The 24872-nt window shown below is 44.5% G+C and carries 17 protein-coding genes and 1 pseudogene; 10 read left to right on the top strand and 8 right to left on the bottom strand.

Annotated elements, in window-relative coordinates; all coding sequences use genetic code 11:
• The first annotated feature begins 171 nt into the window (after nt 1-171).
• Nucleotides 172-1041: pseudogene (locus tag RMZ42_RS33595) on the top strand (Rpn family recombination-promoting nuclease/putative transposase).
• Here RMZ42_RS33595 and RMZ42_RS33590 read toward each other — a convergent pair.
• Both RMZ42_RS33590 and RMZ42_RS33585 read right to left on the bottom strand, forming a co-directional pair.
• Nucleotides 1027-1365 (bottom strand): hypothetical protein, encoded by a 339-nt coding sequence (locus RMZ42_RS33590; protein WP_322675499.1) that lies wholly within the window; start codon nt 1363-1365, stop codon nt 1027-1029. The pseudogene RMZ42_RS33595 and the gene RMZ42_RS33590 sit on opposite strands and share 15 nt — an antisense overlap.
• 141 nt (nt 1366-1506) lie before the next feature.
• A complete protein-coding gene (locus RMZ42_RS33585; protein WP_322675498.1) occupies nt 1507-4032 on the bottom strand; it encodes a cyclic nucleotide-binding domain-containing protein in 2526 nt (841 codons plus the stop codon).
• Between the two features lie 353 nt (nt 4033-4385).
• On the opposite strand from RMZ42_RS33585, the gene RMZ42_RS33580 reads away from it, so the two are divergent.
• Nucleotides 4386-4979, top strand: coding sequence for a hypothetical protein (locus tag RMZ42_RS33580; RefSeq protein WP_322675497.1), 594 nt, complete (start codon nt 4386-4388; stop codon nt 4977-4979).
• A 616-nt stretch (nt 4980-5595) separates the two neighbouring features.
• Here RMZ42_RS33580 and RMZ42_RS33575 read toward each other — a convergent pair.
• Complete coding sequence (locus RMZ42_RS33575; protein WP_322675496.1) at nt 5596-6243, bottom strand: response regulator transcription factor; 648 nt, start codon at nt 6241-6243, stop codon at nt 5596-5598.
• Between the two features lie 3 nt (nt 6244-6246).
• Complete coding sequence (locus tag RMZ42_RS33570; protein ID WP_322675495.1) at nt 6247-7467, bottom strand: sensor histidine kinase; 1221 nt, start codon at nt 7465-7467, stop codon at nt 6247-6249.
• Between the two features lie 466 nt (nt 7468-7933).
• On the opposite strand from RMZ42_RS33570, the gene RMZ42_RS33565 reads away from it, so the two are divergent.
• From RMZ42_RS33565 to RMZ42_RS33530, 8 genes are all read left to right on the top strand, one after another.
• On the top strand, nt 7934-8317 hold the full coding sequence (locus RMZ42_RS33565; protein ID WP_322675494.1) for a hypothetical protein: 384 nt from the start codon (nt 7934-7936) through the stop codon (nt 8315-8317).
• 377 nt (nt 8318-8694) lie between these two features.
• The gene (locus tag RMZ42_RS33560; protein ID WP_322675493.1) at nt 8695-9975 is read left to right on the top strand and encodes a S41 family peptidase; all 1281 of its coding nucleotides are present in this window, start codon (nt 8695-8697) and stop codon (nt 9973-9975) included.
• A 125-nt stretch (nt 9976-10100) separates the two neighbouring features.
• Nucleotides 10101-11009, top strand: a complete 909-nt coding sequence (locus RMZ42_RS33555; RefSeq protein WP_322675492.1) for a hypothetical protein — start codon at nt 10101-10103, stop codon at nt 11007-11009.
• A gap of 20 nt (nt 11010-11029) precedes the next feature.
• Nucleotides 11030-12016, top strand: coding sequence for an RNA polymerase sigma factor, RpoD/SigA family (locus RMZ42_RS33550; RefSeq protein ID WP_322675491.1), 987 nt, complete (start codon nt 11030-11032; stop codon nt 12014-12016).
• A 249-nt stretch (nt 12017-12265) separates the two neighbouring features.
• On the top strand, nt 12266-13789 hold the full coding sequence (locus RMZ42_RS33545) for an efflux RND transporter periplasmic adaptor subunit (RefSeq protein ID WP_322675490.1): 1524 nt from the start codon (nt 12266-12268) through the stop codon (nt 13787-13789).
• On the top strand, nt 13786-16908 hold the full coding sequence (locus RMZ42_RS33540) for an efflux RND transporter permease subunit (RefSeq protein ID WP_322675489.1): 3123 nt from the start codon (nt 13786-13788) through the stop codon (nt 16906-16908). The genes RMZ42_RS33545 and RMZ42_RS33540 overlap by 4 nt, the downstream gene beginning before the upstream one ends.
• A 138-nt stretch (nt 16909-17046) precedes the next feature.
• Nucleotides 17047-17247, top strand: coding sequence for a hypothetical protein (locus RMZ42_RS33535; protein ID WP_322675488.1), 201 nt, complete (start codon nt 17047-17049; stop codon nt 17245-17247).
• A 180-nt stretch (nt 17248-17427) separates the two neighbouring features.
• Complete coding sequence (locus RMZ42_RS33530; RefSeq protein WP_322675487.1) at nt 17428-20550, top strand: efflux RND transporter permease subunit; 3123 nt, start codon at nt 17428-17430, stop codon at nt 20548-20550.
• Between the two features lie 9 nt (nt 20551-20559).
• On the opposite strand, the gene RMZ42_RS33525 is transcribed toward RMZ42_RS33530, so the two are convergent.
• The 4 genes from RMZ42_RS33525 to RMZ42_RS33510 form a co-directional block, all read right to left on the bottom strand.
• A complete protein-coding gene (locus RMZ42_RS33525) occupies nt 20560-20796 on the bottom strand; it encodes a hypothetical protein (protein ID WP_322675486.1) in 237 nt (78 codons plus the stop codon).
• Between the two features lie 286 nt (nt 20797-21082).
• Nucleotides 21083-21901, bottom strand: a complete 819-nt coding sequence (locus RMZ42_RS33520) for an ABC transporter permease (RefSeq protein WP_322675485.1) — start codon at nt 21899-21901, stop codon at nt 21083-21085.
• 159 nt (nt 21902-22060) lie between these two features.
• The gene (locus RMZ42_RS33515) at nt 22061-23008 is read right to left on the bottom strand and encodes an ABC transporter permease (protein ID WP_322675484.1); all 948 of its coding nucleotides are present in this window, start codon (nt 23006-23008) and stop codon (nt 22061-22063) included.
• Nucleotides 22989-24575 (bottom strand): sugar ABC transporter ATP-binding protein, encoded by a 1587-nt coding sequence (locus RMZ42_RS33510; protein WP_322675483.1) that lies wholly within the window; start codon nt 24573-24575, stop codon nt 22989-22991. The genes RMZ42_RS33515 and RMZ42_RS33510 overlap by 20 nt, the downstream gene beginning before the upstream one ends.
• Between the last annotated feature and the right edge of the window lie 297 nt (nt 24576-24872).

Below are 24872 nucleotides of genomic sequence, written 5' to 3'. Positions count from 1 at the left end.
TGTCACTTGACATTTGGGCATCTGCCTTAACTTGACACCAATGGCAAGATGCCCATCCCACAAAAATAGTAAAATCATGCCGCAAATATGCAACGACCATCATAGACATCGCCTACTCAAACCACTGCACGAGATAATAACAATACCTCGTTTGATTGTTAGCGATCGCTAATGTCTTTTGATAACCTCTGCAAACTCCTGTCGGAAAAACATCCTGCTATCTTTGCCAGCTGGGTATTAGGAACACCGCAAACTTCCGTCACAGTACTCAAAACCGAATTGAGTATCGAACCAATTCGCGCTGATTATGTCACTTTTTTACAATTAGAAGGACGCATTCTCCACCTAGAATTTCAAACCAAACTAGAATCTACGCCACCCCTACCCCTGCGGATGCTAGATTATTGGGTACGCTTGTATCGTTTGTATCGTCTACCGATAACGCAAGTTGTCGTATTATTGCTTCCTCCTGCACCAGAAACAGTAATTGAAACTGTCTTCTGTGTCGAAACTACCCGTCATGAATATCGCGTGATTCGCTTATGGGAAGAAAATCCCGAACCATTCCTCAACGATCCTGCTTTGTTACCGTTAGCACCACTGGCCGCAACTACGCAACCTCAAATTTTGTTATAACAAGTTGTGGGTAAAGTTAATCAACTTGAGCCAAGACAACGACCAGAAATTTCCGCGTATACCCAAATCTTAGCGGGGTTAAAATACAATCAAGACTTGATTCGACAATTATTTCGGGAGGGTATGATGCGCGAGTCAGTAATTTATCAAGAAATTCTCGCTGAAGGCGAACAACGCGGCGAACAACGCGGCGAACAACGAGGAGAACTAAGAGGACGAAAGGCAGAAGGGCAATTGCTCATTCTCCGTCAACTTACTCGACGGGTGGGAGAATTACCCCAAGAGGTGCTAGACCGGATTGAAACTCTCTCTTTAGAACAATTAGAAAATCTCGGTGAAGCATTGTTGGATTTTCAGGCTCAAGCGGATTTAGAAGCCTGGTTTGATACATTAGAGTTCAATTAACTTGAAGCCCCAAGGTTTGAGAGCCGCTAAAGCTATTTCTTCACTTACACCTTCATAAGCTTCCCATTCCAATGGGTGTTCTTTGGGATGTCCGTCGCCGACATTACCCGCAACTTTAATTATTGGACAGTTGGCAATGCGATCGCGCTCTAGCCCTTTTGGAACTACTAATTGGATTTTGTGCCCGATAAACTTCGCTGTACTATCATTAGCTACAGATTCACGGATTAAACAAATATCACCAGCAGTCCCCCAAGTCGTTTGGTAGATGTGGAGGAATGATATATAAGTTGCAGGTTTGATCGCTCTTTTTATAACGTGCATTATCTGTAATCCTTACACTATGAGTCAAAAATCATAAATCCTATAAGTATTTTCTATCACGTTCGTAGGGAAGAATGTTCTTAACTCACATTTTCCACCTAGCCCAGGCGATTAAAAACCGCCTGGTGGAAGATGTAAAGCTCAAAAGACGATAATTGCCCACATACTAACTCCCAAAGCGATCGCTGCTAGGTGTTGCAGTATGAGCGATCGCACTGGTTGCTTGGCAATTTTTTGTGTTAATACCATAGTCATTAACACGGAGAAAATTATCGTTGCACCTTGCAAAAAGGCAATCACAGCAGGGTGAGCAACTAATATTGGCAATTGTTCGCCACTCAAACCAAGTGTCGCAAAGGTTACGGGTAAAATCCGTCCGCCTTCGCCCAAGCCCAAACGCAGATAGTGAGCTAAGTTTCCTCCTAAAACTAATGGGAGATAGCTATATGCAAGCTCTACAAATTTTCGAGGCTTACGGTTAGCGTTGAACAGTTGGAACAAGCTATAAGCGCCAAAGGTAAAAGCTGCTGGAATAATTAACACTAGCAGCGATAATCCCAAGTGCTGCCAAAAATCAGTTAAATCCAGTTGTAAGCCTAACCAAGATTGCAATTCTGGCAAGCGATGTAAATATATACCACCCAACAGCAATAACAATAATGCTACTTCATAAGTACGGGGTACATGAGTTGTCCACAATTCAATTCCAGGGGGACGCAAGTTGAACTCAACAGAACGATGGGGACAAGCTTTCAGGCAAGTCATGCACAGTACGCAATCTCGGTTATCTTCTAATTGGGCTGGATGTGAGTATAAAGGACATCCATTCGTTTCCATACCTTCGCCCTTTTGCGGCCCGCCTTTATAACACTGATAAGTGGTGCAACTGGCAGAACATATCCCTTGCTGTGCCCGGAGTTCCGTCATTGAGAGTTTGGCAAATAAACCATTCATCCCGCCGATGGGACAGAGATAGCGACACCAAAACCGCCGCTCAAAAATAGCCGAGAAAATCATCGCCCCAGCAGTAATTAATAGCAGCAAACAAGCGCTGAGGTAAGCTGTATTTTCTAAATGCCAGAGTTCTTCCCATAAGAAAATTAGGGTAAATAAACCAAAGAGGAACCATCCGCCCCATTTTTCAGCTTGTTCTCTCGGCCAGCGCTTGAGTTTTCGAGGCCACAGCCATAAAGAGAGCTTTTGGGTGATTTCTCCATAAATCATGAAGGGACAAACAGAACACCAAATACGACCCAAAAAGGGAAAGAGAAACAAGAAGAAAGGCCACCACCAAGCCCAAAATAGATTTAAGACGAAATTGCGATCGCGGGTTTGCGGCCCAATAAATAATATTGCCACAATAATCGCAAAAGCCGTTGCAGTAAAACCATAATTAATGCGATCGGGCCACCAGTCACTACGTAAAAATCGCCGCAAATTAGGATAGGCATTTAACAAATTTACCCGAAATCGTTTTTTCTTAGTTTCGGCTTGCCAGAAAATTTCTTCTGTTAATTCATTTGCACCCTCAGCTTGGGCAATCGCTCTTTCTACCAGATTTTTCAATTCCCTGAGATTGCCAGGAAAATCATAAGACTGGAGGCGACGCAAAGCTTCTGGGGTAATGTGCGGTTTAGAAATCCCTCTAGAGCGTGTATAAAGACTGGTATAATATTCGACCTGTGTCTGAATATCAGCTTTCCGCACCCGTAGCGGTGGCACTTTAATAATGTGACCAACAAAACGTTCAACTGTCGGCTGAGTTTTTTCTGAAACAATCAGAATTCTGGCTTGACTGGGACGAGGTTCGGGTGTTGAATCTCCAGAACGACTGACGGGGGTATATTTACCAGTTTTGAGCAGCTCCGTCACCGCAGGTAATAATTCTTCGGGCAATTCTTGGATATTGTTGAGAACTAGAGTACCTTCTCCCAACCATTCCAACAACCCTGGTTTGCCGCCAGCACGACCAAATAAATCTGCACCGCTAGTTTGGAGAATACCACAATTTACTTTAATAATTGGTTCTCGCCGTTTGGGAGAACCAAAGTGGATGAGAGCTGCTATATTGTCTTTTTCTAACCCTGGTTCTCCGAAAATATCTACTGATTTGCGATCGGCAGCTGCTTCTCGAATTTGCTCCCGCAACCGCACAGCATAGCGACTTGTACCGACAATTCCGCGTTGGGCTTTGGTAACTAAATATGGACGCAAGGCAATAGAACGTTCTTGTTCATAGCCAAGTGCAGATGTTACCTGAGCTAATTCTTGAGCCAATTGACGCGAAAAAGCCTGAGTAATTTCGGGGTATTGAGTGACTAATTCCCGAAATTTAGCAGCAGGTACAACCCACAAGTGACATTCGGTTACTGTCGTAATTGTGAATGGAGTTGATTCATCCAACAGCAATTCTTTGAGTTCAATCACTGCACCGGGGAGAAATCCACAAGCTAAAGCTGGGTTGTTTTGATTGGTGGTATTGCTTTCGAGTTGACCTTCTACAAGAATATAAAGGGCTTCTGGAGAATTGCCTTCACTAACTAAGTCAGTTTCGGCGGGTACAACTTGTTCTTCAATTACTTGAGCGATCGCATTTAATACTTCAGGCGAGAGAATTCCTAAAGACGTGCGTTTTTGTAGCCATGTAACCGTTTCTGGAGATGTCATATTTAGTTCTCCCTGTAGGCTGCTGTATAACAAGAATTATCCCTGAAAGGGTATGTCAAAATATCTATATTCAGTGGTTGTGCATTAATACACAATGTGCAATAGACTTATTGTCTAATATTATGTCCGGGTAATTAGTTATGATTTCCATAATCACTGCACCCCACCCCCAGCCCCTCTTTGCAGGCGGGGCTACGAACTGACTTTAACTCGTCCCAATTTCGGGTCATTTACTTCCAAGACAGATGCTGCTTCGCCCCATGTAGAGGCTTCATTTAGTTTAAATTTTGCACCATGTTTTCGAGGACGACCCGAACCTTTATAAGCTGGTGGTGCACCCCATAAACACAGATTTGAACGCAACCGTACTCTTATTATCTGTGGCAATCTCAGATGTTTTCAGGATAAACGGGGCACAACCATATTCACTGTCCCAAACAGAAATCGGTCTAGAAGGCATTAGCTCGCATACTTTTTTCAGTTGTCCAACTGCTTTCTCAATCGGACTGTCTCAACTGGTGATTCGCTCATGCCTCAAAGGTAGTGCCCAACTTCCAGAATCTTCTGGAATCCAAGCTATCGTACTGTATCCCTGTCCAATCGTAATTGGTTTATTTCCTGCGATCGCATCCAACCACCAAAAAAAAACCCGTGCTACGCGGGGGTGCTACGGGGTCAAATTGCTGAAAGTATTGATAGAGGCTGCTTTTAGCTTACAACTATTGGCGGTGACACCCGGTGGTCGCCCGTTGTCTCTTTGTCCACTTTTTTACAAAATCCCACTACTACCCCCTACATTTGTTATATTTGGGACAGCATTTCAAATTAAACCTTCCTGTAGTACTGACTACTCTTCTTCCTCCGTTGCTAGGAACATTTACCCGTTGATCGCTACCGTTAGCTATATCAACTTTTATAGTAACTGTATAAGGACAGCGATTAGTTAGAACAGCTCCATTATCAACATAATCTGCTTGAACACATGGCGGCAATGGGACTCGATCGGCTACTGAACAATTATCAGCTAAAGCAGGTAATGCGCTAAATGTCAAAAAGAAAAATACTAAAGGTGTTGAGAAACGTTTTGAAAAATTCATAACATCTTTCTCTATTCTAGAACTTACGCGTTGACAAATTTTTGATTGTGTGGCATTTATCACAGCAGACATAAATCACCTTAATAAAGTCGGGGTTTTGTATTAGCGAGGACATAAGCCTTGCTTCTACTTCTTATATCGGGGTAATGAAATCAATTTATGCACACTGCGGAAAATGAACGTCGATTGTAGATAGAGTCAAGCATTTTGCCGTCGCAGTACAATTGATCCGCAAATACAGACAATGTTTCCACGCGATCAAGTGTCAAATCGTTGTAGGCTGTGGATCGCAGGGTCTACAGTCTAGCGATGAAAATAAATCGGCATGGACGCGCCAAAGTTCTAACGCAGTCAGAGATACAGCTAATCTTCAGTCATGGCTTTGACATGATATAACGCCTTCTCAGTTGCGTTTCTCAGCTATTTGTCTTTTTAGTAAACGATATATCCCTTGCCCAAGTAGACTCTACTTAAGTCCACTAAACAACGAATGGGCAAACAAAGCGGCTTGAGTGCGATCGCGTAAACTCAAGCGACTGAGAATATTAGTAACATAATTTTTAACAGTGTTTTCTGAAAGAAACAGCGATTCGGCAATTTCTCGGTTATTGGCTCCACAAGCAATTAACCGCAATACATCTAATTCTCTGGCTGTAAGTTGCGCTAATTCTGGAGGAGTTTGCAAAGACTGGACAGGTGCGGTAATCGGCGTGAGTGCTTTCTCAAACAATCCCGGGCCAAGTAGGGTTTGTCCCTTGTAGACGGATCGAATTGCCAACATTAATTCATCTGGTTCGGTGTCTTTGAGCAAATAGCCCTTTGCACCCAGCCGCATCGCCTGGAAAACATACTCATCATCATCGAAGGTGGTGAGGACGAGAACCTTAATTTCAGGATATTGTTGAGCGATCGCTTTTGTGGTGGCAACTCCATCCATTACAGGCATTCGGATATCCATTAGTACAATATCGGGTTTCAATGCGGCCATCTGTTCGAGTGCCCGTTGTCCATTCTCCGCCTCACCAATTACCTGCATCTCTGCATTCGACTCAAGCATACTCTTAAGTCCCTGGCGAATAAGATGCTGATCGTCAACTAATAAAATCCGAATCATAAGCTAAAACACCAACAGCTTTGAGAGTGGTAAAGAAACAGAAATACAGCAACCTGTTCCTAGTTGACTGTGGAGATTTAACTGACCGCCCAGTGCAATCGACCGTTCTCGCATCCCTTGTAATCCAAACCCGGTTGTATTTTGAGTGGGGTTAAAACCTTTTCCATTGTCTTCGATTGACAGATGAATCATCCCAGCGTGAGCCAGAAGTTTAACGGTGACACTTGTTGCCTCAGCGTGTTTGCAAATATTTGTCAGCGATTCTTGCACAATGCGGAATAAAGCCGTGTTTACTTCTGTTGGTAGGGTGTGCGGGAGATCGATTTTACAAGATGGTTCAATACTTGTGGTTTGCTGAAAATCTATCAGCAGTTTTTCAATCGCTGATTTGAGAGATTGCCCTTGCAAAGGATTTGAACGCAAAACCGAAAGCGATCGCCGAATTTCTAACAGCGCTTCAGCCCCCAGTTCTTTCGCCTGTTTGAGAAATGTTAATGCTTTGTCATTATTTGATTGCCAAAACAACAGAGTGTTATTAATCTGAATGGTTTGGGCAGCGAGAGTGTGTCCTAAGCCATCATGAATTTCGCGGGCAATTCGGTTGCGTTCCTGCAACGTTGCCTGATCTTCAATCCGCAGGGCATACTGGCACAGTTGTTGATTGATGATTTCTAATTGCTGATGGGCAATTTCTAACTGCTCTCGACTTTGGCGCTCTGCAAGCAAAGCGTTAATTAACAATAAAGCGAATACTAACGTTAAGCTAAACAATAATATATTACTTAATCGCCAATCCCAAGACATGAGGATCAGCTTATCTGGCAGAAAATTCTCAGGTACAATCGGTTTTGATAAAAGTAGTGTTCCATAAGTAAGCAGAGATAAAATTAAGACGACCAACTGTCCCGATCGCTTAAATATGAGACAACTCCGCATCACCAATACCAGACACAGCAGGAAAACGGAGCGAGTCGATAAAGTATGTTGAGTGGCTGGTAGCAAAATTAAACCGAATTCCAGGACTGTATAAATTAATTTGCTTTCCAGCTTCACCATTGGTAGTCTCAAACCCATCAAGCTGAAAGTTGCGATCGCCATAACTCCTAGCGGCAAAGACCAGGACAACTGAAACGGCAGCAGAACTTCCATGAACACTGCCGTGGCTAATAACAGCCACTCTAGGTAAAGCAACAAACGAAAAGATGGGTAGGTCAAGCTAACCATAGAATTCCAACTCAATGGTCTTTGTAACAAAACCATAGGTATTTTCACTATTTTAGAAGGAAATATTGAACTGGGGACTGGGGATTAGGGACTAGGGACTGGGGATTGGGAAGATTTGAATCGGAATTCAGACCCCAACCAAATCTTACTCATAATTTCTTCCCCAGTACCCAGTACCCAGTCCCTAGCACCTAGTACCCATTCTTCTATATAACGAATCTGTCTCTACTATCGATAGAGCCGTTCCGACTAATTAATTATTTCTAAATTAGGAAAAAAGTCACAATAATTTGAGTACTTTTTTACTGGTCAAGTTAGGAATTCTAGCTCATGTGCAAACTCGTGCCAACTTTTAAGATTAGCTGGTGTAAGTAAATCAGCAACTTTTCAAACATCTTCTAAACAGTCATAAACGGAAATTGAGTCAGAACAGTTCTATTACACACAACAAAAATCAGAGAAATAAATGATTAAAAAACAGATAATTTTACCAACCCTGCTACTTGCAACTATCCTCATTGGAGGAATGACAGGTTGCACCAGTTCTAAATCTCCAGATGTGTCTCAAGGGAATGATTCTGGCACAAAGGTATCTGATACTTCTACGACAAACTCTGCGGCAGCGAATACGCCAGAACGCGCTCACAAACGCGAAGAAATTCGCAAGCAAGTTGAGGCCGTTCTGACCCCAGATCAGGTAAAGGAATTGTCAACGAAATTACAAAAAGGCGAAAAGATGCGTAAAGCAGTGTTTAGCCTGAATCTTACTGCTGAACAAAAGACTAAAATTCAGGATATTTTTAAGACTGCCTATCCCCACCGTAAAGGAAAATCTCAAGATAATTCGTAATTTGTCATTGGTCATTGGTCATTGGTCATTGGTCACTTGTACTGAGCGTAGTCGAAGTATTTGTCATTTGTCACTCGTAAGAGTGATTGCAGAATGGTTTTATACTTTCCAAATCAATCGTTATTCTCTACCGTTTTGTACAGTTTTATCAAAACAGAATTCAGGAGTAATCTTTGAGAATTTAGAAGGAATTATCTGCGACTATAAGACTCATATTTGATTGCGTGAAAAAAACTTAGTACACCTTTATTCCTTCTTCCCAGTCCCCAGTCCCTAGTCCCTACGATTAATTCAGAAATCAAATCGGATTGCTATATGAGTTTCAGTCCTTTATGGATTAAATTCTGAATTCTGTATTATTCTTCAAAAAATAAAGTATGTTTAAACAAAAATTGCTCGTCAAGATAGAACTGGCTGTTATAGCCACAATCTTTGTAGGAACTAGTCTCTACACTTCCAAAGCTCTAGGTAAACCACAACCTAGCTCTCAAAAACTGGTGGATGAGGTGTGGCAAATCTTAGATAAAAACTATGTTGATGTCAGCTTTAATCATCAAGATTGGCAAGCAATTCGTCAGCAGTATATTAGCCGTTCCTATAGTTCTAAGAAAGAGGCTTATGGAGCAATTGAAGAAATGGTGGCGAAATTAGGCGATCGCTACACCGAATTTTTCGACCCGCAAGAATTTAAAGCCCTAAATAACGATATTTCTGGCAACCTCAGTGGCGTAGGGCTGGAACTGGCACAGAATGAAAAAACTAAAGCTTTAACTGTTGTTGCCCCAATTCAAGGAACCCCTGCATTTAAAGCGGGTATTTTGCCGGACGATGTAATTGTCCAAATTAACGGTCAAAAAACTCAGGGGATGAAAATTGACGATGCCGTTAAGCGGATTCTCGGGCCAGTGGGAACCAAGGTAGTACTCATGATTCAACGGGGCAATCAATCGCAAACTTTCAAACTTACCCGCGCCAATATTGCTATCCATCCTGTAACTTATAACACGCAAACAACAGCAGCAGGTAAGATTGGTTACATCCGTTTGCCAGAGTTTACGCAAACTGCTCCCGTAGAGATGCATCGGGCAATTCAAGCATTAGAAAAACAACAGGTACAAGGCTACGTTTTAGATTTGCGTTCCGATCCAGGTGGACTGCTGGATGCGAGTTTGCAAATTGCTAGTATGTGGTTGAAGCAAGGAGCGATCGTGTCTTTGGTAAATCGAGACCAAGTGAAAGAAAGCTACGATGCATCGGGACATCCTCTCACCGACAAACCCTTAGTGATACTGGTTGATAAAGGATCTGCTAGCGCCAGCGAAATTCTATCGGGAGCGCTACAAGACGACAATCGCGCCACCTTAGTAGGAACTCGCACCTTCGGTAAAGGTTTAGTTCAAGCTGTAGAGCCACTAGAGGATGGTTCGGGGCTGAAACTAACGATCGCTAAATACTACACACCGAAAGGTCGAGATATCAATCATGTCGGCATTGCCCCAGATATTAACGTGGCATTAACCGAGGCACAACAGAAAGCCTTAGTGCAAAACCGAACCTTGGGGACATTAGCCGATCCTCAGTATGCTAGCGCTGTTGCTGACCTGAGCAAATTGATTCAGTCTGGGGCTAATCATGTGAGTTTGCAGCGTGGGAAATGAAGCCGGCATGGTAAGTGGTCACTGAGCGTAGTCGAAGTGACCACCTACCTACTTGCAGACTCGCTAACGCTGCGCTATCTGCCTCCTGCCTTACTTTAACAAGCTAGGAACTGTATCTTTTTATCATGTCAACTCGCAAAGCCCAACGACTTCAAATTTGCGAACCAGTCCCAGGTTTGCAAATCCTGGTTCAACTCAGCAACACTCCTTTAGTGCGGACAATCATAGCTATTGTTACCCACCATCAGCTAGCGATCGTTGGGTTTGTATTTGTTGCCACCTTGGTTTTTGCTATGCGGGAAAACGCCCCTTGGCTGACAGTACCTAAACAGGTAGCAATTGAATTCTTTTCTGCTGTTTCCCAGTCTCTAGCTGCTTTATTGGGAGTGTTAATTGTTTTTCTCACCTTTACTAGTCAGTTGATCGCTCAAAGAAGATATGAGGATTACTATACACTTCAGATTCAGATTGACCAACTGATTCGTCTAACTCAGTCTCTTCCCCCCGAACTCAGTAATTTCGATCAAACTCTGATCGCTCTGATTAACTATTTAGTTCCCTTACATTTAAAGGATTTCCCAATTTGGTCAACTAGCTCTCAGGTCTTACCTTGGGACAAGCTTTTAGATGATTTCAAGAATGAACATGAATTGACGCAAGTGCAGCAACAATGCTCCTTAGCTACCCATCTGCACCAACAACAAATTTTACTTGTCATCAATAACATGGAAGAAATTCTAGAGAGATTTTCCCGGCTTTACAATCGCATCCTAGAAATGAGTCGGTTCATTCTTGCAATTGTCAAGCTGTCATTTCTTCTAGGAGTTTCGCTTGTATTTTTGCTGCTATTTGGCATTATCGATTTGCAAAGGAAATTTCCCGATCTCAGCCTACCTGTAATTGTTTCATTAGCAATTTGGGTATTGATTGCTCTTTTGGAATTAGTACTTGATACCTGGTTTTTTTATAAAAACCTCTATGGTTCATCAAGTCATTATTTACACTTTTTCCCCAATAAAAAATACCCCAATTAATCGGCAGAGGCTAACTTAAAATGAGTAACTTAACATCATTCCCAGATACTAAAGCTACTAACACAAGCAAAGCATCTCAATTTACAACTGATACGGTACGTGCTTATCTTCAAGAAATTGGACGGATACCTCTGTTAACCCAAGAGCAAGAAGTTTTTTTTGCCCAACAAGTTCAGCAAATGATAAAAATACTTGCTGAATCCGAAAAACTGACTGTTGAATTAAATCGTACTCCCACACTGTCAGAATGGGCTGCTCGGATGCAGTTAAGCGAACAGGAATTACTTCAAAAGCTAAATCAAGGGAAAAAAGCCAAGCAGAAAATGATGGCGTCTAATCTCCGGCTCGTGGTGTCAATTGCCAAGCAATATCAGAGACGGAACTTAGAACTGATGGACTTAATTCAAGAAGGTACTTTGGGTTTGGAAAGAGGGATTGAGAAATTCAATCCGGCTTTAGGATACAGATTTTCAACCTACGTTTACTGGTGGATTCGTCAAGGAATTACCAGAGCGATCGCTCAACAAGGACGCGCAATTAGATTACCGATTCACATTAATGATAAGTTAAACAAAATTAAGCGCGTTCAGCGAGAGTTATCTCAAAAACTTGGTCGCGTTCCTACCACTACGGAAATTGCTCATGCACTTGCTTTGGAGCCTAATCAGATTCGACAATATCTAACTTTGGCTCGTCAAACTATCTCTCTCGATCTTCAAGTTGGTTCAGAAAAAGATGTTAAGTTAGAAGATTTAATCGAAGATTATAGATATTCTCAAAATGGTTATACTACTGAGCAATCTCTCAATCAGGAACTTGAAGACTTATTGTCAAGTTTATCTAGACAACAACAAGAAATATTAAACTTACACTTTGGTTTAATAGATGGAAATGAACTTTCTCTAGAACAGATTGGTCAGCGCATGGGTATTAGTCGGGAACGAGTCAGACAAATAGAAAAACAAGCTCTCCACCTTCTATATCGGCAGCTAAGAAATAATAAGTAAACGCAAGTGAAAAATTATCCATTAAAATAATGAAATGTTTTAAATATGATTACTTAAGACGTATTTAAAAATAGATTTGTTTGATTTATAATAAACAAAATCATCATGATTTGACAAGGCACATCGAGCAAACCGGAAAAAACGAATTATTTAGATGTGCCGCCTCAAATGAAATTGGCATCGGCGGCAGTTGAGGTAGTAAAGGATTTCACGGTTTTTAATATTAATTAAAATGCATTGGAGGTTCTGATGAACCATGAAATTTCTAACGATTTGACTGAGAACAGTATACAACCAGAGCTACCGCGATCGCCAAAAAAGAAAAAGATTACTTTGATAATTTTGGGCGTGCTATTACTGGCTGGACTAGGTTTTTTTAGCATCTATGCAGGTGCAGCCAAGTCAGACAAAAGTGAAAAATCTGGGCGTAATAAGCAACAAGTTACACCTGTAACTGTGGCAATGGTGACACAAAAAACGGTTCCGATACAATTGCAGGCGATCGGTAATGTGCAAGCGGGGTCTACAGTATCGATTACACCCCAAGCTAGCGGACGGATTGTTGGCGTTTATTTCAAGAAAGGTCAAGATGTGAAAAAGGGACAACTTTTGTTTACCCTAGATGACCGATCGCAAGCTGCTGCAATTCAGCAAGCTCAAGGTGTTGTAGCAAAAGACCAAGCCTCGGTACAACAAGCCAGAGATGCGTTAACTAGAGATTTGGGTCAGATAGACCAAGCGAGAGCCACTTTAGTCAAAGACCAAGCTTTAGTGCGACAAGCCCAAGCGAATTTAGCCAAGGATCGAGCGCAAGCAGAATTTGCTCAGGGACAGAGCGATCGCTATGGTGCGTTGTATAAAAAGGGCGCGATTAGTTTAGATCAAGCACAGCAATACGTTTCCAATAGCAAATCGGCTACAGCAACCCTACAAGCAGATCGAGAAGCGATCGCTAATGCTGAGGCAGTTTTGAAAAGCGATCGCGTGGCGCTGACTAATGCTCAAGCAGTTGTCCAAGGCGATCGAGCTGCGATCGCTAATGCTCAAGCTGTTGTCGTTTCCGACCAAGGAGCATTAGAAAATACCAAAGTGCAATTATCTTACGCCAAAATTTATGCGCCAATTGATGGTCGCGCTGGCAATATTCTGGTGACTCAGGGGAATGTGGTACAAGCCAACAGCACCACTCCACTTGTTACCATCACCCAAATTCGCCCAATTCAAGTTGCTTTTTCCATCCCCGAAACAAATCTGCCCCAAGTACAAAAGTATATGCAGAATGGCAAGCTGAAGGTAGATGTGACGTTCCCCGATAATCCATCTCATGCAATACCAGGTGCTTTGACGTTTGTCAACAACACAGTTGATAACACTACGGGGACAATTCAACTAATTGGCGACTTTGACAACACTCAGGGACACTTATTTCCCGGTCAATTTGTCAACGCAACTTTAACGCTGACTGAACAACCAAATGCAACGGTTGTTCCTTCCCAAGCCGTGCAGAATGGCCCCGATGGGCAATTTGTCTTTGTAGTTAAGCCAGACATGACGGTGGAAAATGTCCCAGTTACAGTTAGCAGCACCATTCAGGGGCTAGATGTAATTCAGAAAGGGCCGCAACCAGGCGATAAAATTGTTACCGATGGTCAAGCGAATCTCGTTTCCGGGAGCAAAGTTCGCGTTAAAACAGCCGGCAATTCCCAAGGCGGTGATGACTCAAATCAGCCAAGAAGACATCATTCCCGTAGCTCAGGCGGAGGTGAATCATGAACCTCTCAGAACCATTTATCCGCCGCCCGATCATGACAACTCTGGTGATGGCGGCGATTTTAATCTTCGGTTTCATGAGTTATCGGTTGCTGCCGATCAGCGATTTACCAAGTGTAGATTATCCCACAATTCAAGTAAGTGCTTCCCGACCGGGAGCCAGCCCGGAAACAATAGCAGCATCGGTTGCCCGTCCTCTAGAAAAGCAATTTTCTAGTATTGCTGGACTCGATTCGCTCAACTCAACTAGCACTCTGGGACAGACTCAAATTACCCTGCAATTTAACCTGAGTCGGAATATTGATGATGCGGCGCAGGATGTGCAAGCGGCGATATCGGGAGCATCGGGGCAAATTGCTGACGATTTACCCAATCCTCCCACCTACAGCAAAGTTAACCCTGCCGATCAACCAATTCTCTACCTTTACCTCGATTCTCCCACTCTGCCGCTTTCCCAGGTAGACAATTATGCCGAGACTTATTTGGCACAAAAGCTATCTACAATCAATGGGGTAGCACAGGTAGCCGTCTACGGTTCTCAAAAGTATGCAGCTCGAATTCAACTCGATCCGCAGCAATTGGCAGCGCGGCAAATTGGGCTAGATCAGGTGGCGACGGCGATTCAACAAGGTAACGTTAATTTGCCTACCGGCAGTCTTTCAGGAAATCACAAGAATTTTACAGTTCAAACTAACGGACAACTTGAGGATGCGGCTGCTTATCGTCAGTTGATTGTCTCTTATAAAGATGGAATGCCCATCTATCTCAATCAACTGGGTAGGATTGTTGACAGTGTAGAAAATGACAATGTGGCAAGCTGGTACAATAATACTCGCGCCATTATTCTCACCATTCAAAGACAGCCCGGAACCAATACGGTGCAGGTCGTAGACACGATTAAGAAATTGCTCCCGGATTTGCGATCGCAGATTCCGGCATCCGTGGAAATTGGGATTCTCTATGATGCGTCTCAATCAATTCGAGATTCAGTAGATGATGTCAGATTTACGTTGATTCTGACGATCGCTCTAGTTATCTTAGTAATTTTCATCTTTTTACGGAACCTCTCGGCGACGGTGATTCCCAGTTTGGCATTACCCGTTTCGCTGATTGGTACTTTTGCAGTGATGTATTTGCTGCACTACTCATTAGATAACCTATCGCTGATGGCGTTGACCCTTTCGGTGGGTTTCGTCGTGGATGATGCGATCGTCATGCTAGAAAATATCGTCCGCCACATGGAAATGGGGGAACGTCCCTTAGAAGCGGCGTTGAATGGGTCGAGAGAAATTGGTTTCACAATTCTGTCGATGACCCTTTCCTTAGTTGCAGTCTTCATCCCCATGTTGTTCATGAGTGAAGTGCTAGGACGATTATTTCATGAATTTGCTGTAACGATCGCAGTTGCAATTCTCGTTTCTGGTTTTGTGTCTTTGACTTTGACTCCCATGTTGTGCAGCCGTTTTCTACGTCCTGTAAATCATGCTAATCAAAGCCGATTATATCAAGCTTCCGAATATGTATTCGATCGCTTCCTCGGTTTGTACGATTGGAGTCTGAAAAAAGTCTTAAAATATCACCGCACCACGATGATTTTATCTGCCTTTCTATTGGCGGTGACAGTTGGACTGTTGGTGATAGTTCCCAAGGGTTTTATTCCTAGCGAAGATACCGGACAAATTACAGGCATTACCCAAGCAGCCGAGGATGCATCCTTTGATAATCTTGTCCAGCATCAGCAGACAGTTGCTAACCTGATTCGCCAAGATCCGAATGTAGATGCAGTCAACTCCAATATTGGAGCAGGAGCGAGTGCTAATGGCAGTGGAGCAGCAGTTGCAGCCAATTCCGGGAGTTTGTTTATTCGGTTAAAACCGCGATCGCAGCGCCAACTAGGAGCCGACGAAATCGTACAAAATTTGCGAACCAAACTCGCCACTGTTCCAGGCATCCAAGTATTCTTACAAAATCCGCCAGCGATTCCTATTGGCGCTCAACAAAGCACAGGACTTTATCAGGTTGCACTTCAGAGTTCTGATGTCAAACCCTTGCAGGAATATGTTCCTCAACTTGTTCTCAAGATGAAGAACTTGCCAGAACTTCAGGATGTCAACAGCGATTTACAATTTGCTTCCCAGATTCAAATTGACATTGACCGCGATAAAGCCTCAACTTATGGGATTACCGCCGAGCAAATCGAAAATACCCTCAGAAGTGCCTACGGTTCCTATCAAGTATCAACCATCTATGCAGCAACCAATGAGTATCAGGTGATTTTAGAATTAGCACCGCAATATCAGCAAGATATCAATGCTCTGTTGACCTTATACATTAACTCCAGCACAGGAGTAGCAGTTCCTTTAAAGACATTCGCCAAACTATCTCAGGGAGTCAGCCCGTTAATGGTCAATCATAACGGTAGAATGAACGCCGCCACCATTTCCTTTAACCTCGCCCCAGGTGCGTCCTTGGGAAATGCCAACCAAAAAATTGAAGAACTGATTAATCAGGTGATTCCTAAAAGTATTAGCACCAGCTTTCAGGGCGCAAGCCAGGTATTTCAAAGTTCACTGCCGAGTTTGGGTTTATTGTTAGCGATCGCCATCCTAGTAATTTATCTCATCCTGGGTATTCTCTATGAGGATTTCATTCACCCAATTACGATTCTTTCCGGTTTGCCATCAGCAGGTTTTGGGGCATTGTTAACGCTGATAATATTTCATGTCGAACTCAATGTTTATTCCTTCATCGGCATAATTCTCTTAGTGGGCATCGTCAAGAAAAACGGGATCATGATGGTGGATTTTGCAATTGAAGCCCAGCGAGAAGAATTGAAAAAGCCGTCTGAGGCGATTTATCAAGCCTGTTTGGTGCGCTTCCGTCCAATTATGATGACGACGATGGCAGCATTAATGGGAACCTTACCCATAGCGATCGGGTTTGGGGCTGGTTCGGAATCCCGCCGTCCTCTAGGGATTGCAGTTGTGGGCGGACTGGTGTTTTCTCAGATATTGACTCTGTATTTAACGCCCGTGTTCTATATATATATGGAATCGTGGCGGAAGAAGCTTAATCAAGTTAAGTTTCGGCGGGTGTTCTCATTTACAGGGGAGCGATCGTGATGTTCAACAAGCAATATAGCCATCTTCAATCCGGTGAGGTACAGGTATGCAAATAGACCTAACCCCCTAACACCCTAACAGAAGCAAGAAGCACAGAAGTGTTTTAAAGTTGCTGCGTGAAGTAGGGTCGGTTAATTTTTGCAGGTCGATGCAACAAAGGTGCAGGTTGATGCAACAAAGGTGCAGGTCGATGCAACAAAGGTGCAGGTCGATGCAACAAAGTTGCAGGTTGATACAACAAAGTTGCAGGTCAATGCAACAAAGGTGCAGGTCGATACAACAAAGGTGCAGGTCGATGCAACAAAGGTGCAGATTAAAAGACTTGTGTGTACACCGTAGCCTTTATTCATCCTTATTAGACAAGCAATTGATGAATTGCTGCTGCTGATTAATTACAGCGATCAGTCTGAGTGGAAGGGGATTGTCTTATATTTGCCCTTATGAAATATAAACTCAAAACAATACAAACTAAGCAATTAAATTACACATAATCCTTACATTTCTGGGAGAACAAAACTCATGAACCTTTCAGAACTCTTCATTCGTCGTCCAGTCATGACCACCTTGGTAATGATGGGTATCCTCATTTTCGGTCTCATGAGTTATCTACTGTTACCCATCAGCGCCCTACCCAACGTTGAATATCCTTTTATATCTGTCTCCGCTAGTCTCCCTGGTGCTACCCCGGAAACAATGGCATCTTCGGTCGCCGCACCCCTCGAAAGACAGTTTACCGAAATTGCCGGACTCAATTCATTCAATTCCACCAGTTCCACAGGCAGCACCAACATTTCCCTACAATTTGACTTTAGCCGCAGAGTGGAAGATGCCGCCAAAGATGTACAAGCAGCCATCTCAGCCGCCGCAGGACAACTACCCGCCGGAATGCCTCACCCCCCCACATACCGCAAAGTTAACCCATCTGTCTCACCAATTCTCTTCCTCTATATGTATTCGGAGACACAGCCAATCTCGACAGTAGATGAATACGCAGAGGTAACAGTTGGTCAACCAATTTCGATGATTGATGGTGTTGCTCAGGTACAGGTTTTTGGTCAACAGCAATATGCAGTCCGCGTCCAGCTTGACCCGCGAGAGTTAGCATCGCGGGGAATTGGTCTAAATCAGGTAAAAACTGCAATTCAACAGGGAAATGTCAACTTACCTACAGGCAGTCTCTCGGATACTTACAAAAGTTATACGATTCAGGCGAACGGTCAACTCACCGATGCTGCTAGCTATCGCCAGTTGATTGTAACTTATAAGAATGGTGCGCCCGTGCGGCTCCAGGATTTGGGGCAGGTAATTGATAGCGAACAAAACGTCAAAGTCTCGAATTTGTATAGCGATCGCAAAGTAACAAATCGCCATTCCGTTGTTCTCGCCGTACAGCCGCAGCCGGGAGCCAACACGGTAAAAATTGTTGATGCTATCCAAGAACTTTTACCTACACTCCGCGAACAAGTTCCCAAATCCATTGAGATGGGGATTATGTACGATCGCTCTCAAACCATTCGAGCCTCAGTCAATGATGTGAAATTTACCTTGGTTCTCTCGGTTTGTCTAGTTGTCTTAGTTATTTTCTTATTCTTACGCGATCTAACAGCTACCCTAATTCCCAGTTTGGCGTTACCTGTAGCAATTATTGGCACTTTTGCTGTAATGTATTTGTCGGGTTTCTCCCTAGACAACCTTTCACTCATGGCGTTGACCCTCTCTGTGGGCTTTGTCGTGGATGATGCGATCGTTGTGTTAGAAAATATTGTCCGTTATCGAGAAATGGGCGAATCTCCGCTAAACGCGGCATTGAAGGGATCGAGGGAAATCAGCTTCACAATTTTGTCAATGACCCTTTCCCTAGTGGCGGTGTTCATCCCGATTATGTTCATGAGTGGAATAATCGGTAAATTATTTCATGAATTTGCCGTGACGATCGCTGTGGCAATTTTGGTTTCGGGTTTTGTTTCCCTCAGTCTCACCCCCATGTTGTGTAGTCGTTTTCTGCGTTCACATCAGCAAAGACCAAATCTGCTGTATCGAGTCTCAGAACGGGCATTTGATTTACTGCTGCGGGGATATGATTGGACGCTCAAACCTGTCTTAAAATACCGCCTGATGACACTGATTGGTTCTGGCATTCTGCTGGTAATGACCGTCTATTTGTTCGTCATCGTTCCCAAAGGATTTATTCCAACCGAAGACACCGGACAACTGACGGCCAACACCAAAGGAGCGCAAGATATTTCTTTTGATGATATGCGCCGTCACCAACAAAAGGTTGTTGATATCATTCGTCAAGACCCTAACATTGAAGCCGTTGACTCAATTGTGGGTGCAAGTGGGCCGAATGCCTCGGTGAACTCCGGGCGAATTACGATTCGGCTCAAGCCACGTTCTCAACGTCAACTGAGTGCTGACCAAATCATTCAAGAGTTAACCCCCAAGTTGAGACGTGTAGTTGGGGTTAAGACATTCCTCCGTTCTCCGCCAGCTATTCCCATCGGCGGACAACAAACCAATTCTACTTATCAGTTCACATTGCAGAGTTTAAATTTACAAGACCTGCGCCAATACGTTCCTAAACTTGTAGATAAAGTCAAAACCCTACCAGGACTTCAGAACGTTGACAGTGATTTACAACTCAGCACTCCTCAAATCCAAGTCAAATTTGACCACAACAAAGCTGCAACCCTTGGCATTACCGCTCAACAAGTTGAACAAACCCTCAGCGCCGCTTATGGTTCTAGCCAGGTGTCAACTATCTATACCCCAAATGACCAATTTTATGTAATCTTAGAAGTAAAACCGGAATTTCAACGAGATCCTAGCGCCCTATCGATGCTCTATGTGCAATCGAGTACTGGGAAACTTGTTCCCTTAAGTGCGATCGCTAATATTACCCAGAGTGTCGGCCCGCTCACTGTTACTCACGTTGCTCAACTCCCCTCTGCAACTATCTCTTTTGACACCCTCCCAGGAACGTCTCTAAGTCAGGCTACAGATGCTATCAAGCAAGCAGCCAGTGAGCTATTACCCTCAACAATTACCCCCAGCTTTCAGGGTTCAGCCCAGACTTTTCAACAGTCCTTCAATGATTTAGGCGTGCTGTTGTTGGTGTCTATTGTAGTCATCTATCTGATTCTCGGTATCCTCTATGAGGATTTCATTCACCCAATCACCATTCTTTCCGGTCTGCCTTCGGCGGGTTTTGGCGCATTATTGACGCTGTTGATTTTCCAGGTTGATTTAAATCTTTATTCTTTCATCGGCATCATTCTGTTAGTGGGTATCGTCAAGAAAAACGGGATTATGCTGGTGGATTTTGCCATTGAAGCGCAACGAAAAGAAGGAAAAAATTCCTTTGATGCCATTTATACCGCTTGCTTGATTCGCTTCCGTCCGATTATGATGACGACGATGGCAGCTTTAATTGGCACACTTCCCATTGCTCTGGGGACAGGAGTAGGTTCAGAAGCGCGTCGTCCTTTGGGGATTGCGATCGTTGGTGGATTGGTGTTCTCTCAGATATTGACCTTGTATTTGACTCCAGTGTTTTACATTTATATGGAGACATGGCGGAAAAAGCTGAGTATGCAGAGTAAGAAAGTTGAAAAAAAGCATCTGCCAGCAGTTAAAAGTTAATGATAGTTTTTAGTAAAATCGAGCATGAGTAAAGCGATCGCTTAAAGTCAATAACCGAATGGCACGCTTGTAAAGCCTAAAGGCTTGTGTCGTCTTGTTCCCAGCCTGGAGGCTTGGGAATGTATTTATAGCAACAGTCAAGGTGGGAATGGCACGCTTGTTAACGGCAAACCCATTATATATAAGGCTTTTGGGTGTGGCTGAGTGAGTGTAGTAAGTCAGAAATTTATTTGTATTTCCACTCATATTTACTTTTCTTGATTTTTCCCTACACCCAACACCCTACCCCCAACACCCTGCCCAGACGAGCTTTCAGCTTTACAAGCGTGCCATTCAGTCAAGGTGGTTAGGACATCAACAGACGATAAAACTTAGACACACACAAAAAGGCTTTTCACCCAGTCGCCATTACCCCTTATCCCCTTCAGGGGCCCCACCATCCCCAGCCCCCAGTCCCCAGTCCCCAGTCCCTTGCTATAACGTTGAACAAAGTCAGAAACTCTGAACAACTACAACTTCCGTTTCAATAAACTTAGCCTTTCTGCACAATACGCTGCTGAAAAAGCACGACCAAAAGTAAGAAGGCCCCACGAAGTACGAGCTGCCACCAAGGAGTAATGGTTCCCTCAAGATTTAAAAGGTTGTACATCATTCCTAGTAAAAGTACACCGATTAGTGTCGGAAACACGCTCCCTTGACCCCCTGCGAGAAACGTTCCTCCCATAACGGTGGCGGCGATCGCATCCGTCTCCCAGCCAAAGGCAGCGACAGGCTGACCCGCCCCTAGACGGCCTGCGAGAATAATACCAGCAAGCCCTGAAAGCAACCCGCTAAATGTGTAGACTGCCAGCTTCACTCGGTTTGGGTTCACGCCCATGAGCCGAGAAGCTTCCTCGTTGTTGCCAATAGCGAATATGTGCAAACCTAATCGGCTTCTGTGCAGCATAAACCAAGCTGCAAAATATAAGAGTGCAACTATCAGCACAGGTACAGGAACCCAACCAATGAATCCCCTACCCAGCCAAATAAATCCCGATGCTGTCGATGATACTGCAATGGACTTTTCCTCGGTGATGCTCAACGCCAGACCGCGTGCAGCGCTGGCAGTGAATAAGGTAACAACGAACGGCTGAAGCCGCGCACGCGATACAAGAAGACCATTGACTACACCCAGCAACGTGGTACTAGCAATGCCGGCGGCGATCGCTACGAAGCTTCCTTGTCCGGCAAGCATTGCTGTAACAACACCGCCTAGAGCAACGAGGGAACCCACAGACAGATCGATTCCTCCACTCAAGATGACGACAGTCATGCCTAGCGCCACGATCGCCACCATACTATTCTGTCGCATGATGTTCATCAGATTAACAGGTGTCAGGAACGTTTCATAACGAAAGGATGCGAAAACAGCCAAACTAAGGAGTATGAGTAGCACACCCTGGGAGGTGAGGAGCTTGGCAAAACGCCGCAAACCCGTAAGCGCAAAAGACTTTGTAGCAGCCATAACGCGTTAAACCTCCCTCGGACGCTGCAAAAAAATGGCGAAAAGAATGATTACGGATTTCAAAACTAATGACCAGGTAAAGGGAATCAGCAGCATATTGAAACTTGTGGAAATCACCTGCATGAGCAAGGCTCCGACAACAGTGCCGAGGATATTTGCCCGTCCACCGGAGAAGGGCGTACCGCCAACAACAACGGCGGCGATCGCATCAAATTCTGCGTTGACACCGACCTTACTCGGATCGCCCATGCCCAGCCTCGCTGTCTCCACAAGTCCGGCAACACCAGCAAGCAGGGCGCTAATTATATAGACTATATATTTCACGCGCTCCGCACGGATACCCGCAAGCCGTGCAGCCTCCTCATTGCCGCCAACTGCGACGATATGACGGCCCAAAAGTGTAGAGCGGATACAGAAGAAAGCTGCCGCGATCGCTACTGCCGCAATGACAACTTGAATTGGTATAGAACCGAGATAGCCCTTTCCCAGCGCTTCAAATGTCGGATTGACGAAAGGAACGAGCTTACCGTCCCCGATAACCTGAGCAATCCCACGCCATAAGATCAGAGCCGCCAAGGTGACGATCAAGGCATCAAGTTTCAGACGTGAGATCAGAAAGCCATTGATCGAACCAACCAATAGAGCAGCGCTGAAAGCGAACAAGATGGCAACAGTCATCCCATACTTAATCAGCAATGCGACAATGACTGAAACCAATGCCATAGTAGAGCCAACCGTCAGGTCGATGCCACGGGAGGCAATGACAAAGGTCATACCAACGGCAACCAACATTGTTGTGGATACTTGCAGCAACATATTCAATGTGTTGCTAATTGTTGCAAAACGCGGTGTAAAGATGGCGTTCGCAACATAGAGAATTAAGAGTGCCGCAAATGCACCGAAGTTTGGATTCCACAGGGTTCCCCAACCCAGATTAGGCTTCTTGCTCTTCATTTGGGTTTTGCTCTGTTTGAGATTGTCCACCGACGGCTTCCTGACGATCTGCACCTTCTGCCATTGCGTGCAGAATTGCCTTGATGTTCTTTTGTTCGCCACTGAGTTCCGCAATTGACTGACCGTCACGCAGGACGACGACACGTTGCGAGCCTTCAACTAACTCTTCCACTTCCGAGGAAATCATCAGAACTCCCAGCCCTTGCTGTGCTAGTTCGGCAATCAGCTGCTGGATCTCTCGCTTTGCACCAACATCAATACCACGAGTTGGCTCATCGAGGAGAAGAAGTTTTGTATTCTTGCACAGCCATCGTGCCAGAAGCACCTTCTGCTGATTACCGCCCGATAGTTCGTGGATCTTCTGCTCGGCGCTGGCGGCTTTGATATCAAGACGCTGCATGAAACGCTCTACAAGCTTGTTCTGTTGTTTTCTGGAAACGATGCCCCATCGCGTCAGGTTCGGCAGGGCAGCAAGCGTGAGGTTTTCGCGCACCGAAAGCTCAGGGATGATGCCGTCTGCCTTGCGATCCTCGGAAAGGAAAGCGATTCCAGCATCGATCGCATCATGAGGATCGCGCAGAGATAAAAGACTACCTTCGAGTTTTACAGTTCCACCTTCAAGTGGTTCAGCCCCGAATAGGGCACGCACCGTTTCACTACGACCAGAGCCGAGTAAACCCGCAATCCCGACGATTTCGCCATGCCGCATTTCAATGGAAACACCATTGAGCCGTTTTTTATATTTGAGAGCTTCCGCTTGGAGTAGCACTGGCCGATTTAGCGTGTTTTGCGAGTGTCCTGCAAACGCCGTGACTCCTTTGCTCACCTCTTCGGGTTTACGACCTAGCATAAAACAAACGAGTTCCAGACGAGTCAGCAAAGAGAGCGATCGCGTCACGATATTGCGCCCATCACGTAGTACCGTCACGCGATCGCACACGGCATAAAGTTCTTCAAAACGGTGGCTGACGTAGACGATAGATGTCCCTTGCGACTTTAGCCGCCGCATGACATCAAAAAGCACAGAAACTTCAGTTTCCGTCAGCGAACTCGTGGGTTCATCAAGGATCAGCACCCGCGCCCCAAAGGATATAGCGCGGGCGATCGCTACCATCTGGCGATGGGCAATATTCAGCGAACCAACCACTGAGTGCGGGTCGATATACAACCCCAGGCGCTCCAGGATATCGGCGGCCTTAATATTCATCACCCGTCTATCAATGATGCCGAAGCGATGCGGCTCCCTGCCCAGAAAAATATTCTCAGCAACAGTTCTCAAATCCACCAGCTGGATCTCTTGGTAGACAGCTACAATGCCTGCCGCTTGCGCTTCGGTTGGGTTCTGAAATGCCACGGTTTTCTGGTCGTACTCTATAACACCCGAATCCCGTCGGTAAGCCCCCGTCATAATCTTGATCAGCGTCGATTTGCCAGCGCCATTCTCTCCAACCAGTGCATGAATCTCGCCTGCCTTCAGTTCAAAATCCACACCCCAGAGCGCTGGCACGCCGGAAAAACTTTTTTTTATACCCGTCATGCACAGGACATTTCTAGTCGCCTGATTCATCGGCTTTACCTAGTTTTTGTCTTAATTGCCGATAGTGGAGATCCTTCACTTCGCACTATAGTAATCTTTTTTATCTATCGTGGAGGCTCAGGAAAATTCCAGGTTATCTTTTTTCTATTTTAGGGTCAGAACCAATACTGCTCGGTTAAAGTACTTCAAAGTCGTTTTGAGGTTCTTGAAAGTCGTGTTGAGGTACTTCCAAATAAAAAAACATACAATTTTTCTTGTGGGGTGGACATCTTGTCATTGGTGTCAAGTTAAGAAAAATAGAATCTTGTCAACAGGGTAAAACTGAAT

This window comes from Nostoc sp. DedQUE05 (assembly GCF_034530955.1).
Taxonomy (GTDB): domain Bacteria; phylum Cyanobacteriota; class Cyanobacteriia; order Cyanobacteriales; family Nostocaceae; genus Nostoc.
Note: the sequence above shows the minus strand (reverse complement) of the source record. Positions and strands in the feature narration are given on the sequence as shown.

Bases quoted from the DNA above. Each gene is read 5' to 3' on its own strand.
- RMZ42_RS33565 (WP_322675494.1), top strand. From the start codon at position 7,934: ATGATTAAAAAACAGATAATTTTACCAACCCTGCTACTTGCAACTATC.
- RMZ42_RS33545 (WP_322675490.1), top strand. From the start codon at position 12,266: ATGAACCATGAAATTTCTAACGATTTGACTGAGAACAGTATACAACCA.
- RMZ42_RS33560 (WP_322675493.1), top strand. From the start codon at position 8,695: ATGTTTAAACAAAAATTGCTCGTCAAGATAGAACTGGCTGTTATAGCC.
- RMZ42_RS33520 (WP_322675485.1), bottom strand. From the start codon at position 21,901: ATGCGACAGAATAGTATGGTGGCGATCGTGGCGCTAGGCATGACTGTC.
- RMZ42_RS33575 (WP_322675496.1), bottom strand. From the start codon at position 6,243: ATGATTCGGATTTTATTAGTTGACGATCAGCATCTTATTCGCCAGGGA.
- RMZ42_RS33530 (WP_322675487.1), top strand. From the start codon at position 17,428: ATGAACCTTTCAGAACTCTTCATTCGTCGTCCAGTCATGACCACCTTG.
- RMZ42_RS33510 (WP_322675483.1), bottom strand. From the start codon at position 24,575: ATGAATCAGGCGACTAGAAATGTCCTGTGCATGACGGGTATAAAAAAA.
- RMZ42_RS33550 (WP_322675491.1), top strand. From the start codon at position 11,030: ATGAGTAACTTAACATCATTCCCAGATACTAAAGCTACTAACACAAGC.
- RMZ42_RS33540 (WP_322675489.1), top strand. From the start codon at position 13,786: ATGAACCTCTCAGAACCATTTATCCGCCGCCCGATCATGACAACTCTG.
- RMZ42_RS33555 (WP_322675492.1), top strand. From the start codon at position 10,101: ATGTCAACTCGCAAAGCCCAACGACTTCAAATTTGCGAACCAGTCCCA.
- RMZ42_RS33515 (WP_322675484.1), bottom strand. From the start codon at position 23,008: ATGAAGAGCAAGAAGCCTAATCTGGGTTGGGGAACCCTGTGGAATCCA.
- RMZ42_RS33525 (WP_322675486.1), bottom strand. From the start codon at position 20,796: ATGAGTGGAAATACAAATAAATTTCTGACTTACTACACTCACTCAGCC.
- RMZ42_RS33590 (WP_322675499.1), bottom strand. From the start codon at position 1,365: ATGCACGTTATAAAAAGAGCGATCAAACCTGCAACTTATATATCATTC.
- RMZ42_RS33585 (WP_322675498.1), bottom strand. From the start codon at position 4,032: ATGACATCTCCAGAAACGGTTACATGGCTACAAAAACGCACGTCTTTA.
- RMZ42_RS33570 (WP_322675495.1), bottom strand. From the start codon at position 7,467: ATGGTTAGCTTGACCTACCCATCTTTTCGTTTGTTGCTTTACCTAGAG.